Here is a 15,014-nt window from a genome sequence, read left to right on the forward strand (position 1 = left end):
TCCGAAGCACACCTGGCGGGTATGCTTGGGAAAGACCCACCCCCGAGGGAGTGGGAAAGGGGAGGGTCGGTCACCAACCTGGATAGGTCATCAGCAGTTCCGCGATCACCTCTGCGCGATCAGGGTCCAGTTTGGACGCGAGGTCACAGATGTTCGGAAAATCCACGCCCTCCAGAAGTCTTTGGCCGTCGACAGAGTTGAAGAATGAATACAGGGCCGCAAGGAAGGCCGCCTCGCCGCGGCTCAGGTAGCCGATGTGGGCATCGATATGATTCCAGTCCGGGCGGAGCTGGTTCTTGTCGGTCGCCTCGGCAACGCTCGGGGCGGTGATGTTGAAGTAAGACTCTCCCGCGATCAGGACACCCTGCTTCCAGGCCTCCAGAAACCGGCGTTCACGAATCCTGTAGTCGTTCAGCGGATGTGCGTGCCGTTCGATATGTACGATGTCGGACATGACTGCCTCCTTGATGAATGATCGTGACCGACACCAACGTGATCGTGGCATCGACGCTGATTGCAATTTGGTCGTTCCGAAACCCGCTCCGCGGGTATGCTTGGGAAAGACCCACCCCCGAGGGGGTGGGTGGGGTTTACGGATTCCGTCGCTGTGTCCAGGCGCCGGAATCCAGTGCGCTCCGAGCCTCCTGCTCAGTGTCGAAGTACTCCATCGACTCCCGGGTCACAGGCAGTCCCGAAGCGCGGGTGCCGATGTACCAGCCGGCGGCAGACTTCAGCGCCTCGAGCGGCAGGTCCGCGAAGCCGCCTTCAGCGGCCAGGATTCCGTATCGATCTTTCTTCATGAGGTCTCCTTGTCTACGACGAAGAATCGACCCACCGGCTGAAAGCGGTATCCAAGCTCGCGCAGACGCGAGGCCTGGCGCCTCAGGATGGCCCGCTCGACCGTCGGATCGAGCTTGACCTTCTCTCCCAGCGGCCAGAGCGGGCCGAAGAGTTCGGCGTCCTCATTCGGGAGAACCGGGGTATCGTTCTCCTCGGTATCCACCAAGGTGGGCGCTTCCTCCGGCTCTGACTCGGTATCGATGTCGCGTAGCGCGATGCCCTCCACGTCTGCGCGAAGCTCGACGATGGAGCGGCCGCCGATGACGTAGCTGGCCGGGTAGATGCGAGAGATAGTGAATTCCCCGGCGTAGACACCGGCGTCGAAGTCCTCGATGCCGCGCTTGACGGTGAACTCCCCGATCTCGGCGTTGAGGCGTCCCACCACGAAGGGGCCGTGGCGACCCTCGATGGTGCGGATCTGAATCGAACCAGGAATGGTGATCATGGCGTTTCTCCTGTGAATGACCGGGGAAACGCCCCCAGACGGGGATCGTTCCCCGGATGGGATGAAGGGACTGCAGGGAAACAAGGTCGTCCCCTGTAGGGTGTTACAAGGTCGGCGGATCGAGTCAGGCCGCCACCAGTTCAAGCTCTTTCTCGGTCTCAGGGATCCGGCGCACAATGCGCAGCTCCCTGGCAACGAGATCGAGGTACGCACGCTGCAGCCGACGGTCGGGTTTCCCGAAATCGGGAAAGACCGTGCGAACCGCCTGCTCCAGGGAGCGGATGCCGTTGAAGTAATGCCCACCATTGGGGGCCGGGCGAACAAGAATCTGCTTTGCCACTTGTTTCGGGGTCATGATGGTGTCTCCTCTCGGTTGGCGGCCTCCGCTGGAGGTCCACCAAAGCCCCCTGTGGTAGAGGCTTTGGTGGACCTCCAGGGAGACCTTGCCGGGGAGACATCACCCCCGACCGGGGATGGTGTTCCCCGGATGGGTTGAAGTGGAATTGCAGGACCGAGCCCGAAGGCCGCGCCTCTTCCCGGTCCGGAGGCGCTTCGAGGGTGTCACTGAATCCGCAGTGACCACGGTACAACGCGTCTTCTCAAAACATCCGCTGATGCCGATGCTTTGAGAAGACGCCGGGAGGAAATCCTCCCGGCGTACCGGTCAGGCGACCTGATGCAGGCGCCACACCTTGGTGATGCTGTCGAAACGGTATCCCTGCTGCTTGAGCGCAGTCTTCTTGGCTTCAAACTCGGGATCATCCTTCGACAAGGCCACTTCGGTCGGCAGCATGCCGATCAGCTCCTCCTCGGAGTGCTCGCCGCGCTGAGTGGTGTGCTCCGTCTTGGGTGCATCGCCCGGTTGGTCCTCGGGCTCATCCCTCTGGGCCTTGTAGACCATCTCCCCGTCGATCTTCACCCATTCAAGACGAAGGAGGCGCGCCTTCAGGGAAACCCCTGCCTGTCCGGCTCTATCGCCCTTCTCATAGGTGAAGGTCTCGGGGTAGAGATCACCGAGACGGAACCCGGCGAGAACCTTGTGGCGTATCGTCGTACCGTCGCCGGCCAGATGGCCCCGATCGTTGATCGGGTCCATAAACCGGCGGATCAGTCCCTGCGCCTCGCTGCCGCTCACGCGGCAATCGAAACGGGTCTTCTCCGGATTGGAGGCCTCGCCATGGAGGGCGGTGATGTCCACGGCCAGGAACGATCCGCCGCGAACGCTTACCTCGCGGGCACGGTTGAGATAACCGATGCCGTCGATGTGAAGGTCGAAGTATTTCTCGGTCATGGTGTTTCTCCTTTCGCTTGGGAAAAGGGGAAACACCACGCTTTGTCGAAGCGCCCCGTCGGGGAAGGTGTTTCCCCGTGGGGTGGTGATGAGGGCGAGCTAACCGAATAACCGCGTGGCGGCCGACAAGCCGCCTCGGTGTGAGCAAAAACTGGAAAGCAGCAACGGAGGAGACGACTCCCACCTTGGGGAGATGTTCCCCGGATGGGATGGTTCAACGACAAGGACCGAGACCCGAAGGTCCGCACCTCTACCCGGTCCGGGAGGTGCTTCAGGGTGCCACTGAACCGCAGCGGCGACGGCATTCAGTGAAGATTAAAGCCGCTTTTTTGCAACGGGTCAACTCAACGGTCCGCACATTTTTCCAGAAGCATCTTGTGATTCCTCGCTTGATCCGAATGCAGGAATCTCTCCACCCCCTCGACGATCTCTCGGATGCGGGGTTCTTGGTCTGGGTTGCCGGCGATCTGGGTCCGCGACCAGTCGGCCAGCGCCTGGGCCAACGTGGCCCCCTGGAACACCCAGACCGCATCGGATCGGATTTCGATAGCGGGGACGGTGCTGGTTTTCACGGCGGGGATCTCTCCATGAGGGATTATCGGGAAGAAGGATCGATTCCCAGGCGGTTCAGGATTCCTTCGAGTTCATCCAGGCTGTGAAACGAAAAGCGCAACTGGCCGGTGCCGTCGGTCGTGTAGTCAATGCGCGTGGCGGCACAGACGGTCTCGCCGACTTGCTGCTCCAACCGAACGATGTTCGGGTCCCGGCGCCGGGGATGTTCCGGGGACGGTTGTCTGGCCCGTGAGGCCTCGCGTTCCAGGCGTCTCACCGTCCAGCGTCCGTCGGCGGCCGCGCGGGCCAGCGGGTCCTGGACCTCGGGCGGCAATCCCGCAAGCACCTTTGCATGACCCATATCGAGTAACCCCTCGCTCACAAGCCTGCGGGCGACGGCGCCGAGTTTGAGCAGTCGCACCAGGTGGGCCACCTGGTCCCTGCTCAGGCCGAGCATCTGTGCCACGGCGCGTTGGGTCATGCCGGTCCGATCAAGGATTCGCGCAACCGCCTCGGCGGTTTCGAGCGGGTTGAGATCTTCGCGCTGGATGTTCTCGACCAGGGCGATGATGCCGGCCTGCTCGTCGCCTGCCTCGATCAGCTGTACAGGCACCTCGTGCAGACCGGCCAGTTGCGCTGCCCGCCAGCGCCGCTCGCCTGCGATGATCTCGTACAGGGCCGTGGCGTGAGGCGGGCTCAGACGGCGGGCCACGATGGGCTGTATCATGCCCTGTGCGCGTATGCTCTCCGCAAGCTCCTCCAAAGGCGCGCGCTCGATGTGTCGGCGCGGCTGATGGCCCATACCCGGCGCCAGCGTCTCGACCGGGACCGTCAACAGACGCCCCTGGTCATGGATCGGGTGCCGTGGATCAGGACGTTTCGTGGTGGCGGGCATAGGACCGCTCCAGCCAGCGCTCATAGTCCGGGTTCTCGTAGTGGGCGCCGGTCTCGTGATATGTGGCCCACAGGTCGTCGGCATAGGCGTCGCACCAGACGTCGAAGTCCAGCCCGAGCCGTGCGGCGTCCCGATGAGTGCACGAGCGGACACGAAACCTGCTGTCGGACATCAGGTGCGCGAGCGATACAGTGTCGCCCGCGCCCAGGCGTCCTTGCGCCTCGTCATCCAGCTGGCGCAGCGGAAGGACGGCGAGCCCCCGAAAGTGGTCGCGCCAGAGTTGCTCCGCGACGGCGAGCGCGGCGCACAGCGTATAGACGCCCGGATGCAGTACGTGATCGGTGGCCACCACGAAACGTCCATCATCGGACGGCAGGCCGTACATCCGACATATGGAATGCGCCAGGGGCTTGAGGTCCACGTCAAGCGTCATCTCGGGCACTCACAGGGAACGTGGATTTCCGTGGTCCGGTAGGGGTCCGCCCCGTAGTTCATGCACACGATCTGTCCTGGTCGCAGCTTCACGTCGCAGCCTCCGATCAGGATGGATGTGCCACGTGGCACACGTTCAACCTTCTCGAGCCCACTGAAAGTGTTTGCACTCGGGAAACCGGGAACAGCCGATGAAGGCACGCCCCTGATTTTTCCCCTTGTTCATGCTCCGCTGGACCTGGACACCCTTGCCGCAGCCGGGACACGCCTGGCCGGCACCGGTCGGGGACCCTGCCGGAACGCGGGCCTTTCCGGGGGATGTCCTGGGCTTCCCCGGTTTGCCGCGCGCGTCGGGTAGCGTCCCGCGGCACCCGGGATAACCGGTACAGCCCCAGAAATACCCTGAGGAACCTCTCCGGCGCCGCATGGGTCTGTTGCAGTCGGGGCACGGATGCGTCTCGGCGGCCGGAAGGCCTGCGCCAGCCTGTCCGACTTCCGCCCGGGCCTGTTCGACCATGGCGTGCAGCCACTGGATCTGCCTCTCCAGGAAAGGCGCGAGCTGCATGCGACCCTGGGCGATGTCGTCCAGGGCCTGTTCCCACAGCGCGGTCGTGGCCGGATCCTTGACCGGTTCCGGAACGATGGCGATGAGCGCGCGGCCCCGCTCGGTGGAGGTGAGTTGCTTCTTTCTCTTCTCCAGGAATCCGCGCTCGAGCAGAGTCTTGATGATCCCCGCCCGCGTGGCTTCCGTACCGAGTCCGGCGCTGTCCCGGAGCACCTTGCGCAACTCCGGGTCTCGCACATGCTTCGCGGCATGTTTCATCGCCGCGATCAGCGTGCCCTCGGTAAACCCCGGGGGCGGCTTGGTGTGTTTCGTTTGCACCTCCACCTGCTCAAGCGCTACGTCTTCGCCCCGTGACATTGCGGGCAGGGCCTGATCCTGCGGCTCATCGTCACCCGGTTCGCCTCCGGGGTTGTGAAACAGCGCCTTCCATCCCGGCTCAATCACCCGGCGCCCTGTGGCACGGAAGGCCTCACCGTCGACCGTCGCCACGACGATCGTCTTGTCGTACTCATGCTGAGGGTAGAACTGAGCGACGTACCGCCGGCGCACCAGGTCATAGATCCTGGCCTCGTCCTGGTTCATGGACGATACATTGCACGGCTCGGCTGTGGGGATGATGGCGTGATGGGCGGTGATACGGGCATCGTCCCAGACCCTTGATCCTTGTGCGGCGTCCGTCCGTGCCACAAGGCCCTGGAACGCACTGTCGGAGCGGACCAGTGCGTCCAGCACCGCGGAGGCCTCGCCGTGCATGCTCAGTGGCAGGTAGGGGCAGTCAGTCCGTGGATAGGTGATCGCCTTGTGAGTTTCGTACAGGCTCTGGGCCGTATCCAGGACCTTCTGCGCGCCCATCCCGAACAGGCGGTCTGCCTCCTGCTGCAGGGTTCCCAGATCGTACGGCAATGGGGCCGCCTCCCGGAGCCGCTGGGTGTCCACCGAGCGGATGGTTCCCGTCAGACCGGCAAGACGCTGCGCCAGCCTGCGGGCCGCCTGCTCGTTGATGCATCGGCCCTCGGCGTCGGCCACATCCTCCGGCGGCACCCACAAGGCCTGGAACCGCCCGTTGCGGACACCCAGTGTGGCGACCAGGCGCCAGTAGGGCTGTGGCCGGAAGGTCTCGATCTCCTGGTCGCGATCCACCACCAGTCGCAGCGTGGGCGTCTGCACCCGGCCCACGGACAGTACGCCGTCGTGACCGGAGTGACGCCCGATCACCGTGTAGAGTCGGGTCAGGTTCATGCCCACCAGCCAATCCGCCCGAGAGCGCCCGAGCCCGGCTCGATACAGCGCCTCGGTTGATTCGCCTGGGCGCATGGATCCAAGCGCCTTGCGGATGCTTGCCTCATTGAGCGCGGACAGCCACAAGCGCCTTGTCCGCCCGCGCCATCCGCACAGGTCGAGGATCTCCCGAGCGATGGTCTCACCCTCCCGGTCGGCATCGGTGGCAATGACCACCTCTGCGCATTCCTTGCCGAGCAACGCACTGATGACCTTGAATTGCTTGCGGGCCTCCTTTTTGACCGTCATGTGCCATTGCCCGGGGACGACCGGAAGCGCCTCGGCCGTCCAGCGTTTGAACTGCTCGCCGTAGTGCTCAGGTGGCGCCATCTCGAGCAGGTGGCCGAAACACCAGGTCACCACCACGCCGTCACCACGGAGACAGCCGTCAGCTTGACGGGTCGCGCCCAGCACCCGGGCGATGTCACGGGCCTGGGACGGCTTCTCGCAGAGGAACAGGGAGGTCATGGCGCCTTGAAGGTAACGGTATCCACCCGTCCCAGCTCGAGGGTCACGTGGTCGGCGGTCAACCGCATCTCGGTGCGCTCGCCCTCATCGCCTTCCCAACTGTGCTCGCGCAGACGCCCCTCGACGCGAACGCGTGTGCCCTTGGCAAGCACGCGCACGGCGTCCTCGGCCTTTCGTCCCCACACGGAGACATTCATCCAGAATCCCCCGTCGTCGCTGTACGAACCATCGGGTTGTTGCTTGGGGCGATCGAAAAAGATGCGCAGATCCGCGACGGCGCGGGTCTCACCGTCCACCTCGACCTTGCGCAAGACGGGGGCCGCCCCCAGGTTGCCGCTGCCAATGAACTCCGCACTCATGAAAACACCTCCATGGCTGAACGTGGGAACGATCTGAGCACCAGGCAGGTTGGGTCGCCATAGAAAACGGTTAACCGCGCGAGTGCGTCTTATCCCCGAACTGCTGCGCCAGCGCTTCGGTGCGTTCGACGTAGGTGTCGATCCTCTGCTGTTCGAGGGATCGGATGGTATAGGCCAGGTTCAGAAGTCCGGCGTGCTGGTTGTAGTCGAGGAACGCGGCACGCAATGCCGGCGGCAGGGTTGCCAACAGCTTCCGGCCGCGTTCACCTGACAACTCGAAGATCGACTGAGCCTGAGGGCTCTTGGCCCGCATGCGCCACCAGAGTCCGCGGCCGCTGCGGGCGCGATGACTCACGGTGAGCCAGGCCGGCGCGTTCGGATACCGTGAACGAAAGGTTTCCTGGAGCTGGCGCATTTCCAGGAGAGCGGCCTCACATTCGGTTTGCAGTTCCCGTCGTCTGCGTTTGGCCCCCGCATGCGAACCGAAGCTGAGCCAGGCATACGGAGACTTCATCGGCACACACTCCGCGTGACATGTCTGAGAATCGAATCCACGATCGCTCCCTTACCCTTAAAGGGTTAAAAAGCCCTTTAAGGGATGATGTTGGCGCACATCTAGAAAATGACGCGCGATGACATCTAGTCTTCGTCCCGGACGTCGGTTGGCGCAGCTTGTGCGCCCGCGGTTCCCATAAGGCCGAAGATGTCATCGCTGTCGTCGGCGTTTTGTGTCCCGGGCTTGCGGATGTCGGGCGCGATCCGAGGACGAAGTGTGCCTTCCAGCACGGACTTGTCCGGGATCTCCCCCATCGTCTCGATCGCCTTGCGCGCCCGGGCGTTGTTGGCCGCCATGTCGTCCCTGGTGACGGACAGGTACCTCCATCCCTGGGTGGCGGAGAAGGCCCGGCGCACCAGCCGCCCGCCTTGCGCCAGCATTCGTTCCGCGTCATCGCGCACCATGAGACCGACGTGTTTCGCGGTGAGGATCGTGCGCGCGAGTTCATCGTAGTCGGCGACCAGGTAGGCCCCCATGTATCCATAGGGGTTGGCGAAGCGCAGCGGCACGTGGATGGGGCTGTCCGATTCCCCGATGGTGAGTTCCACGCCGCGCACGCCACCGAGCAACCCCGCCACCTTTTCCTGCATGGCCTTCAGTTCCTCCCGTCCCTCGTTCAGGGCCTCCAGGACCTTGATGAGGTACCAGTCGGCATAGGGGTCATCGAGGGCCGATGCGATCCAAAGGCGACGAGCGATCAGGCCGAACCGCACAAGACCGGGAATGCCCGGCCGGTCCTTTGTCGGGGCTCTGCCCCGCACCAGGATCTGGGCCTTGCGGGTCTGAATCAGAAGTTGGGCCTCGCCGCGCAGGCCTCCGGGAGAGGACGTGGAGGTCCTGTAATCGGTTGCGGTGTCCGCGGTGAGTTCGGGCTGCTGCCGAGCCCGAGTCGCCATGGCATGGGCTTGGTTGGTGCTCATGTCGTCCTCCTTTCTAAGCGCCGTGGTCATGCATGAGGGAGTTGATGTGTTCACGCACCCGGGCCGGCCGGACGATCCGGCGAAAGGCCACGTCGTCCGCGTCACCCGACCCGGAGGATGCGATCTCGAGATCCCCGACCTTGAGAACCAGCCGGTCCCAGAATCCCTGGCGCAGTCCCACGGACCGGATGTGCTTCATGCGCACGGTCCGGGTCTCGCGCCGGATGATGCCGACGCGCATCTCGACATCCATAGGGGTGATGGTGTAGCGGTGGCCATAGCGCCACACGAGGAGGCTTCCCAACGCGAAGATCATCGCGGCCGCGCTGAGCAAGGCGACAGTCTCGCCAGGAGAGATGGGTGACCACCTGTTCCAGAACGTCACCAGGTCCGCGCCCATGAAAAGCAGCGCCAGCCGGTCTGCGTTGAACACGCCGGCGGCTGCCGCGAGGGCCACGATCATCAGCGGCCACCCGCATCGCCAGGCCGGTCGGAGGATCAGGGTTTCGGCGTCCACAGGTGTGCCACGTGTCACACCTGGTGTCAGGCTGGTCTGTCCGCTGAGCGCCGCGCCGGGGGAGGCGGAGTCCTGGGGACTCCCCCGCCCGGGCCGAATGGTAAAGCCGATGCCTTCGCGCGCGACCACCCAGGGCGAGCCGGTCTCACGGGAGACCAGGTCTCGCATGGCGGCCGCTTCATCGAAGGTCGCAAACGGGCTGCCGTCGGCGCGGGTATCGATGTCGTTCCTGGTCATGGTGATGCATCCGATGTGGTCGGTACGCGAAGTGTCAGCGAGCCCAGGGCCCGCGGCAGCCGAAAACGGTTTTTCGGTCGCGTGCGGATTCCGAAGGCCTCTCGCGTTTCGTTGCGGTCTGGTTATCGCCCGCAGTTCGCCGATCTTGCGCATCAGCAAGTCGATCCGCCGGCGGTGGAGATGGATCATGCATGGTGTGTGGCCCGCACACCCTGACTCTTGTGCCATGCCTCCATCCCGAGGCCTTGCGCACAGGCCTCCCGTACACTGCCCCACCGTTGATTTTGTGCCTGTGCCACGGCACACCCTTGACACAGGGGGGGTGCCACTGGCACCCCCCCCCCGACGTCTGGGCCACGCCTCCATCCCGAGGCCTTGCGCACAGGCCTCCCGACCGTTGGCCTACCGGTAAGTGTTTGATTTTGGGTGGGTGCCACTGGCACCCCCTTGACAGATGGGGGGTGCGGCCCGCACCCCCTGACTTCTGGGCCGGGGGTGCATAACCTTGCGTGCCGACTCACGGGCCTCATGGCATGACCTCGGATCGCTTGCGGCGCATGGCCTCGACACGCTGCACCAGGGTATTTTCCCGGTGTGCTGGAGGGGGCATCGGGGCTGTTTCGTACTGGCGGACCCGTGCCTCGGCGGCCAGGCGTGCCTCGCGGGCCTTGCGTACCCGCAGGCCATGGCTCGTGAACTGGAATCCGCCGTCTCGGGCCAATACCACGAGCCGGTTGATGAACGACGTGGGATTGCGCACGGAGCCTTCCGCCATGCGGCCCTGGGCCTCGTCGAGGATGTCCTGGGCCAGGCCCGGATCCACTGAATCCAGGTGCATCGAGACCAGCAGTCGTTCATCCGGGGTGAGCATCGAGGGCCAATGCAGCCCGGGGATGGGCTTGGGCCTCGCGCGCGTGCGCGCTGGGTGGTTTTTCTGATCTTGGTCGGTAGTAGTAGTGGTTTTACTACGACTACTACTACTTAAGGCCGAGTTCATTTTTTGAACTCGGTTGCCAACTGATTGATTTTTCGTGAAATTAGAGCCGAGTTCATTTTTTGAAACCGGTGAACCATCCGAGTTCAAATTTTGAACCCGGTGGTCGGGGTTCATTTTTTGAACCTGGTCGCCCGAGTTCAATTTTTGGACCTGGACCTCGGAGACCGCGAAGAGACTGTCTGTATCGGCCTCGGCTGCCTCCGGCGCAGCGCCGGCGAAGAACCCCATGGCCTGAACCGCCCGCTGGTGCAGCCCCGGTGCCTGGGTGACATCCTCGCCGGCCTGAATGCTGTCCCGGATCGTATCGAGGACCGCCTGGGCTACGGTTCTCACGCGGGGGCTGGCGTGACCGGTCATCTCGAACAGGAACCCCAAGTAACCCGGATCCAGGTGCATCGCGTCCGCGAGCGTGACGGGCTCGTCGTGCATCGCGTACACATTGCCCGCGAAGCGCCCGGACGGATCCCGGACACGGGCGCACAGTGAAATCCACCGGGTCATGCGCAGGACCAGGAGCCCGGCCGCCACCGTGGCCCTGGAAGCCACGTTGACCCGTTTTGCCAGGGTCTCGTAATCGGGCATGCTTGCGGGCCCGCCGGGGTCGGCCAGTGTCTTCATGACCGACCAGATGCGGACTTCGGTGGGTTTGAGGATCGGATCCAGGATCAGCAACCGCGGAATCGCGTCGTTCCACGACCCCACGAAGATCAGACCCTCGCTCCCGGGGTCCTCCCGCCGTTCCCGCAGTCTGGCGACTGCCCTCTCTATATATAGGGCGAGGCCCTGAGTGCGGGGGGAGGCTTCGCGTTCCGGCTCGTCCATGGACTATCCCTCCACGCTGTCCGGTTTGACGATCTGCCAGACGTTTGCCACCGAGGTCTGGGATCGCTGAGCGGTCTCCAGGTATCGCCGGGCCGGCTCGGCGTCCTGCAACGCCGACCAGTGCCGCCAGATGGTGTGCTCCAACTCTTCCGGGATGCGTGGCGGCCGACCCGTGTTCTGTCCGGTCAGCCTGAGCAGGCGACGCCGGTTGCTGTATTGCTGAGGCGTCATTCCGTACAACGTCTGCATGAGTTGCCGGGGGGCGCCTTGCAGGATCAGCGTGTCCTGCATGGCCTCGGTCTGCGCCTCATCCCTGACACGGGTCAGCATGGCCCGATATACATCGTGGTCAACCTGTACCCGGAGGAACGGCACCGTGACCCGGCTGAGGTACTGGAGGTCTCGGAGCGTGAGCCCCTCCATGGCGCGCAGCTCATCGACCTCGAAACCCAGGTCCAGGACCGCGTTCATGTCGCCGTCGTGCAGCTTCTGGACGGCATATCTCAGGATTGAAAACGACACCTCAGATGCGCTCATCGCTCGGTAACTCCCATAGGTCATTCCCGGCCGGGTCCTCGGCCAGGCGCCGGATCATCCGGCCGGTGCTCCATAACTGGACAAGCAACTCGAAATCCCTGTCGTCGACCTCCGGAGAATGCAGGTAGTGGCCCGCGACGCGATCCCAGTCGGGGCGCTGGACGATCTGTCCGGCCTGCGGTCCGCGCGTCATGTAGCCGGGCGGAATCTCCGCCATGCGGATGGTCTCGGCGTTGATCTCGGATGTGCTGAACAGGCTCCACCACGTCCAGCGTTTGAGGGCGTCCACGCGGGTGTCGTCGAAGGGCTGGCTGGGTAGGTCCACCAGGTAGCCCATGCCGTTGGCGGGGGTCGGCATGATGCACTCATCCAGCCCGTAGCGTTTGGCCAACTGAAGCGCCAGCACAGCGGCCCGGGAGCGCAACGACTTAAGATCGGAGGGACCTTGGTATTCCGGTTGGGGCGGCAGGTCGTGGGCCTGTTCAGCGGGGTCTTGCCCCGGAGTTTGGGCGGTGGGCGCCTGTTGCCGTTCCCCAGGTGCCGGAGGCGGCATCCGCCTAGGACGTTCCTGGCCAGGCGAGGGTGAAGCATCGTCCTCGTCCAGGGCGTTCGGGGCAGGCTCCACCTGGGTCTCGCGGAGTTCCGTCTCTTCGCCTTCGGGCGGATCGGAGAGGCATGCTCCGGACGAAGGCGAAGAGACGGAACNNGCATGCTCCGGACGAAGGCGGGGGCGGGGTGCCGGCGGTCGCGTTCGGCCGGCGGGCCAACAGGGCGTCTACCTCCATGCGTACGCGCCGGATGGGGTGATCCAGCAGTTCCGCCGTCAGCGCCTCCATGCCATGGACCACGGCCGTCATGTCCAGATCAGGCTCGTCCAGCCCGGCCAGGACATCCAGGAACGTGCTGGTTGCGCGATCGGGATTGTCGCCTGCGTTCTCCCAGTAGTTGCAGAAGGCTTGCTGGAAGGCCTTCAACTGATCAACCTGTGATCTTCCAAGCCCCGCCCTCAGGGCGGTCGGGATGACGGGGTGGAGCATTTCGGCGGCATACTCGAGTCGAATGATCTGCCGCTTTGAGATGCTGTAACCCATCTCCCCCAAGCGACGTATGAACTCATTTCTGGACATCGGGTTCTGGTCTTCCTCTTCGAGCGCCCGCTTGAGGTCGACCAGGCCCAGCGCCTTGTCGATCAAGGTCATGTCGCCGCGCAGCTCGTTCTCCACCAGGTGGGCGGTGAGCACGTCCGCCTCCGATGTCCACGGATGGAACAGACAATGCACCTGCTCGAAGGCGGTATCCCCGGTTTCCTCCAGGAGTTCGTGGAGAATCTGCAGGCGCGTATTGCCGCCGGCGCGGATCATGTAGTGTTCGTCTCCCGGGCGGCGGGTGACCTCAAGGGCGTTGTTCAGGCGCCGTTGCGCCCGGATCGAGGCCTTGATCTCGTCGTAACGGGGGTTGCGTTCGTGGCGGGGGTTGCGGTCGTAGGGTTTGATCTGCCGGATGCTCAGGGTCATCTGGACCGTCGTCACCGGATCAGCCGCGGGTAACTCGGCCGAGGGGCCGCCGAAGTGTCCCTCGTTGAGCATGCTTGCGATATCCGGGGCGTTCTGTCTGCGGCGGCTCATTGGTCACCTCCCCGGCGCGAGGGTGGGTTCGACCGCCGCATGCGACGTTTCAGGGCCTGGCGTTGGGTGCGGCTTCGTTGCACATCCACGGCCTCGAAGCCGGCGCCATGGTATTCGGCGCGGACCTGGCGGACGCCTGTGGTCGCGGCGGCCGCTTCATGCGCGGCCGGGACGCGAACCTTGACGCAATGGACGGTCTGGTCGATCTCCCAGCAGACTTCCACCTCGTAGAGCGAATCACCAGATGAATGGGCGGCGGCGGGTTCGTCCAGGGGCACCATGATCGGTGTGTCGCCGCCAAACAGATCCGGGTGCAGTGGGCCGGGAGTCAGGAATTCGGTTTGGCGGGTCATAGCTGGTCCTCCGCCAATGTCTGCTCGGCCAGATGAGGGAACACCTCATGCACCAGGTCCGTCATCGTTTCCCGGGCGCTCGGCGCGGGACCCGATCGGCGCGTCTCCCACCTGTGTACGGGGGTGCGGTGGGTCGCGGCCTCGCGGTATGCGACCGTGTTGGGAATGACGGTGTCGAGGATAGAGATGGCGCCCCGTGAGGGCGCGTACGATTCGCGGCGAAGCTCCGTGGCGATCATGCGGGCATCCCGGGTGCGGTCCATCCGGTAGACGAGCCCCTTGAGCGGCGCCGGGGGCGCGCCCAGAAAGGCCATGGGCTTGAGGCGTTCCAGCATCTGGATGGTCCCCCGGGCGAATTCCCGCGCGGAGAGGATCTCGGGGGGGATGGGGGAGAGCAGCAGGTCGGCCGCCAGCACCGCGGCATCCTGGAGGGGACCTACGGCCCCTTGAGTGTCGACCAGGATGATGTCGTAGTCGTCGTCCAGTCTGGCGAGCAGATGCCGGAGCCGAACCCGTCCATCCGGCTGGTGAAGGATCCAGTTCTGGAGCTTGCCGGCGGGGTCATCGGAAAGGACGACGTCGAGACGCGTGATCTCGGTGCGGCTGATGACACCGTCCGAGGACGCCTCGGTGATGAGGTTGGTCAGTCCCCGGTCTGCCCGGCGGGTCAGGCCGAAGTAACTGGATAAGGTGGGCTGGACGTCGGCGTCCACCATCAGGACGCGTTGCCCAAGGTCCGCCAGGATCCCGGCGAGGTTTGCGCACAGGGTGGTCTTGCCGACTCCGCCCTTGGTGCTGGTGATCGTGATTTTGAGTGCCATACTACCCTCACAGAGCCATGAATTAATCGGCTCTCCGAGGGTGCGTAACTGTCAGACGAGTCCTAGTATTCTCTGTAAGGCGTGGGTACTATTGGTTACGCCAAAACAGGTCTGGCTCGGTTGCTGATTTGTAATCAGCGGGTCGCAGGTTCGACTCCTGTCGCCAGCTCCACACCTCTGCCCTTGCACCGCAATGGTGCATTCACCGGCAGGAACAGGGAGGTTGATCGCAGGGAACGGGATTTGACCGGTGAAATCTGGCGAAACCCAAAAAGCTAATCTATTATCCCTCTAAATAAATGTGATGACTTTCACATTGCGAACCGGTCCGCGACCGGCTAAAGTGAGACTTACTTAACAATTCTGGGCAGAAGGGGCTTCTCAGCCTCCGAACAACCAATCTGCCCCCACATCGCCAAGGGAGGCGCGTGGATCATGTCGCAGTCGGCAGATAACCGGGTGGTGGACCACCCGGCGCAAGGGGCTAACCCCAATGTTGCATGA

Annotated in this window: 19 protein-coding genes; all 19 read right to left on the reverse strand. The window is 64.0% G+C overall.

Features of this window, described 5'->3' with window-relative positions; all coding sequences use genetic code 11:
• Positions 1-70 precede the first annotated feature (70 nt).
• Positions 71-454, reverse strand: coding sequence for a hypothetical protein (locus tag B1C78_RS00545; RefSeq protein WP_077277193.1), 384 nt, complete (start codon positions 452-454; stop codon positions 71-73).
• 136 nt (positions 455-590) lie between these two features.
• On the reverse strand, positions 591-800 hold the full coding sequence (locus B1C78_RS00550; RefSeq protein ID WP_077277194.1) for a hypothetical protein: 210 nt from the start codon (positions 798-800) through the stop codon (positions 591-593).
• Complete coding sequence (locus B1C78_RS00555; protein ID WP_077277195.1) at positions 797-1,285, reverse strand: DUF3275 family protein; 489 nt, start codon at positions 1,283-1,285, stop codon at positions 797-799. Before B1C78_RS00555 ends, B1C78_RS00550 begins: the two co-directional genes overlap by 4 nt.
• Before the next feature lie 124 nt (positions 1,286-1,409).
• The gene (locus B1C78_RS00560; protein WP_077277196.1) at positions 1,410-1,640 is read right to left on the reverse strand and encodes a hypothetical protein; all 231 of its coding nucleotides are present in this window, start codon (positions 1,638-1,640) and stop codon (positions 1,410-1,412) included.
• A gap of 309 nt (positions 1,641-1,949) precedes the next feature.
• Positions 1,950-2,576 carry a DUF3577 domain-containing protein gene (locus B1C78_RS00565; RefSeq protein ID WP_077277197.1) on the reverse strand — a complete coding sequence of 209 codons (627 nt, stop codon included), beginning with the start codon at positions 2,574-2,576 and terminating at the stop codon, positions 1,950-1,952.
• Between the two features lie 344 nt (positions 2,577-2,920).
• On the reverse strand, positions 2,921-3,148 hold the full coding sequence (locus B1C78_RS00570; protein ID WP_077277198.1) for a hypothetical protein: 228 nt from the start codon (positions 3,146-3,148) through the stop codon (positions 2,921-2,923).
• A 23-nt stretch (positions 3,149-3,171) separates the two neighbouring features.
• Entirely contained in the window at positions 3,172-4,023 is an 852-nt protein-coding gene (locus B1C78_RS00575) for a ParB/RepB/Spo0J family partition protein (RefSeq protein WP_175628184.1), read from the reverse strand.
• Entirely contained in the window at positions 3,998-4,456 is a 459-nt protein-coding gene (locus B1C78_RS00580; RefSeq protein ID WP_077277200.1) for a hypothetical protein, read from the reverse strand. The genes B1C78_RS00575 and B1C78_RS00580 overlap by 26 nt, the downstream gene beginning before the upstream one ends.
• 135 nt (positions 4,457-4,591) lie before the next feature.
• On the reverse strand, positions 4,592-6,766 hold the full coding sequence (locus B1C78_RS00585; RefSeq protein WP_077277201.1) for a DNA topoisomerase III: 2,175 nt from the start codon (positions 6,764-6,766) through the stop codon (positions 4,592-4,594).
• Positions 6,763-7,125: a single-stranded DNA-binding protein gene (locus tag B1C78_RS00590; protein ID WP_077277202.1), complete on the reverse strand. Its 363-nt coding sequence runs from the start codon at positions 7,123-7,125 to the stop codon at positions 6,763-6,765. The genes B1C78_RS00585 and B1C78_RS00590 overlap by 4 nt, the downstream gene beginning before the upstream one ends.
• A gap of 70 nt (positions 7,126-7,195) precedes the next feature.
• On the reverse strand, positions 7,196-7,639 hold the full coding sequence (locus tag B1C78_RS00595) for a hypothetical protein (protein ID WP_077277203.1): 444 nt from the start codon (positions 7,637-7,639) through the stop codon (positions 7,196-7,198).
• Positions 7,640-7,764: 125 nt separating this feature from the next.
• A complete protein-coding gene (locus B1C78_RS00600) occupies positions 7,765-8,601 on the reverse strand; it encodes a PFL_4669 family integrating conjugative element protein (RefSeq protein WP_175628185.1) in 837 nt (278 codons plus the stop codon).
• A 13-nt stretch (positions 8,602-8,614) separates the two neighbouring features.
• Positions 8,615-9,355, reverse strand: coding sequence for a PH domain-containing protein (locus tag B1C78_RS00605; RefSeq protein ID WP_175628186.1), 741 nt, complete (start codon positions 9,353-9,355; stop codon positions 8,615-8,617).
• 526 nt (positions 9,356-9,881) lie between these two features.
• A complete protein-coding gene (locus B1C78_RS00610) occupies positions 9,882-11,174 on the reverse strand; it encodes an STY4528 family pathogenicity island replication protein (protein ID WP_077277206.1) in 1,293 nt (430 codons plus the stop codon).
• Between the two features lie 3 nt (positions 11,175-11,177).
• On the reverse strand, positions 11,178-11,711 hold the full coding sequence (locus B1C78_RS00615) for a DUF2857 domain-containing protein (protein ID WP_175628187.1): 534 nt from the start codon (positions 11,709-11,711) through the stop codon (positions 11,178-11,180).
• Entirely contained in the window at positions 11,698-12,069 is a 372-nt protein-coding gene (locus B1C78_RS00620; RefSeq protein WP_139349754.1) for a hypothetical protein, read from the reverse strand. Before B1C78_RS00620 ends, B1C78_RS00615 begins: the two co-directional genes overlap by 14 nt.
• Positions 12,070-12,268: 199 nt before the next feature.
• Entirely contained in the window at positions 12,269-13,336 is a 1,068-nt protein-coding gene (locus B1C78_RS00625) for a ParB family protein (protein ID WP_077277209.1), read from the reverse strand.
• Positions 13,333-13,689 (reverse strand): hypothetical protein, encoded by a 357-nt coding sequence (locus B1C78_RS00630; protein ID WP_077277210.1) that lies wholly within the window; start codon positions 13,687-13,689, stop codon positions 13,333-13,335. The genes B1C78_RS00625 and B1C78_RS00630 overlap by 4 nt, the downstream gene beginning before the upstream one ends.
• A complete protein-coding gene (locus B1C78_RS00635) occupies positions 13,686-14,510 on the reverse strand; it encodes a ParA family protein (RefSeq protein ID WP_077277211.1) in 825 nt (274 codons plus the stop codon). The genes B1C78_RS00630 and B1C78_RS00635 overlap by 4 nt, the downstream gene beginning before the upstream one ends.
• Between the last annotated feature and the right edge of the window lie 504 nt (positions 14,511-15,014).

Source organism: Thioalkalivibrio denitrificans (assembly GCF_002000365.1).
GTDB lineage: Bacteria > Pseudomonadota > Gammaproteobacteria > Ectothiorhodospirales > Ectothiorhodospiraceae > Thioalkalivibrio_A > Thioalkalivibrio_A denitrificans.

Bases quoted from the DNA above. Each gene is read 5' to 3' on its own strand.
- B1C78_RS00575 (WP_175628184.1), bottom strand. From the start codon at position 4,023: ATGCCCGCCACCACGAAACGTCCTGATCCACGGCACCCGATCCATGAC.
- B1C78_RS00630 (WP_077277210.1), bottom strand. From the start codon at position 13,689: ATGACCCGCCAAACCGAATTCCTGACTCCCGGCCCACTGCACCCGGAT.
- B1C78_RS00585 (WP_077277201.1), bottom strand. From the start codon at position 6,766: ATGACCTCCCTGTTCCTCTGCGAGAAGCCGTCCCAGGCCCGTGACATC.
- B1C78_RS00545 (WP_077277193.1), bottom strand. From the start codon at position 454: ATGTCCGACATCGTACATATCGAACGGCACGCACATCCGCTGAACGAC.
- B1C78_RS00555 (WP_077277195.1), bottom strand. From the start codon at position 1,285: ATGATCACCATTCCTGGTTCGATTCAGATCCGCACCATCGAGGGTCGC.
- B1C78_RS00600 (WP_175628185.1), bottom strand. From the start codon at position 8,601: ATGAGCACCAACCAAGCCCATGCCATGGCGACTCGGGCTCGGCAGCAG.
- B1C78_RS00590 (WP_077277202.1), bottom strand. From the start codon at position 7,125: ATGAGTGCGGAGTTCATTGGCAGCGGCAACCTGGGGGCGGCCCCCGTC.
- B1C78_RS00620 (WP_139349754.1), bottom strand. From the start codon at position 12,069: ATGCCGACCCCCGCCAACGGCATGGGCTACCTGGTGGACCTACCCAGC.
- B1C78_RS00580 (WP_077277200.1), bottom strand. From the start codon at position 4,456: ATGACGCTTGACGTGGACCTCAAGCCCCTGGCGCATTCCATATGTCGG.
- B1C78_RS00595 (WP_077277203.1), bottom strand. From the start codon at position 7,639: ATGAAGTCTCCGTATGCCTGGCTCAGCTTCGGTTCGCATGCGGGGGCC.
- B1C78_RS00635 (WP_077277211.1), bottom strand. From the start codon at position 14,510: ATGGCACTCAAAATCACGATCACCAGCACCAAGGGCGGAGTCGGCAAG.
- B1C78_RS00605 (WP_175628186.1), bottom strand. From the start codon at position 9,355: ATGACCAGGAACGACATCGATACCCGCGCCGACGGCAGCCCGTTTGCG.
- B1C78_RS00615 (WP_175628187.1), bottom strand. From the start codon at position 11,711: ATGAGCGCATCTGAGGTGTCGTTTTCAATCCTGAGATATGCCGTCCAG.
- B1C78_RS00560 (WP_077277196.1), bottom strand. From the start codon at position 1,640: ATGACCCCGAAACAAGTGGCAAAGCAGATTCTTGTTCGCCCGGCCCCC.
- B1C78_RS00610 (WP_077277206.1), bottom strand. From the start codon at position 11,174: ATGGACGAGCCGGAACGCGAAGCCTCCCCCCGCACTCAGGGCCTCGCC.
- B1C78_RS00550 (WP_077277194.1), bottom strand. From the start codon at position 800: ATGAAGAAAGATCGATACGGAATCCTGGCCGCTGAAGGCGGCTTCGCG.
- B1C78_RS00565 (WP_077277197.1), bottom strand. From the start codon at position 2,576: ATGACCGAGAAATACTTCGACCTTCACATCGACGGCATCGGTTATCTC.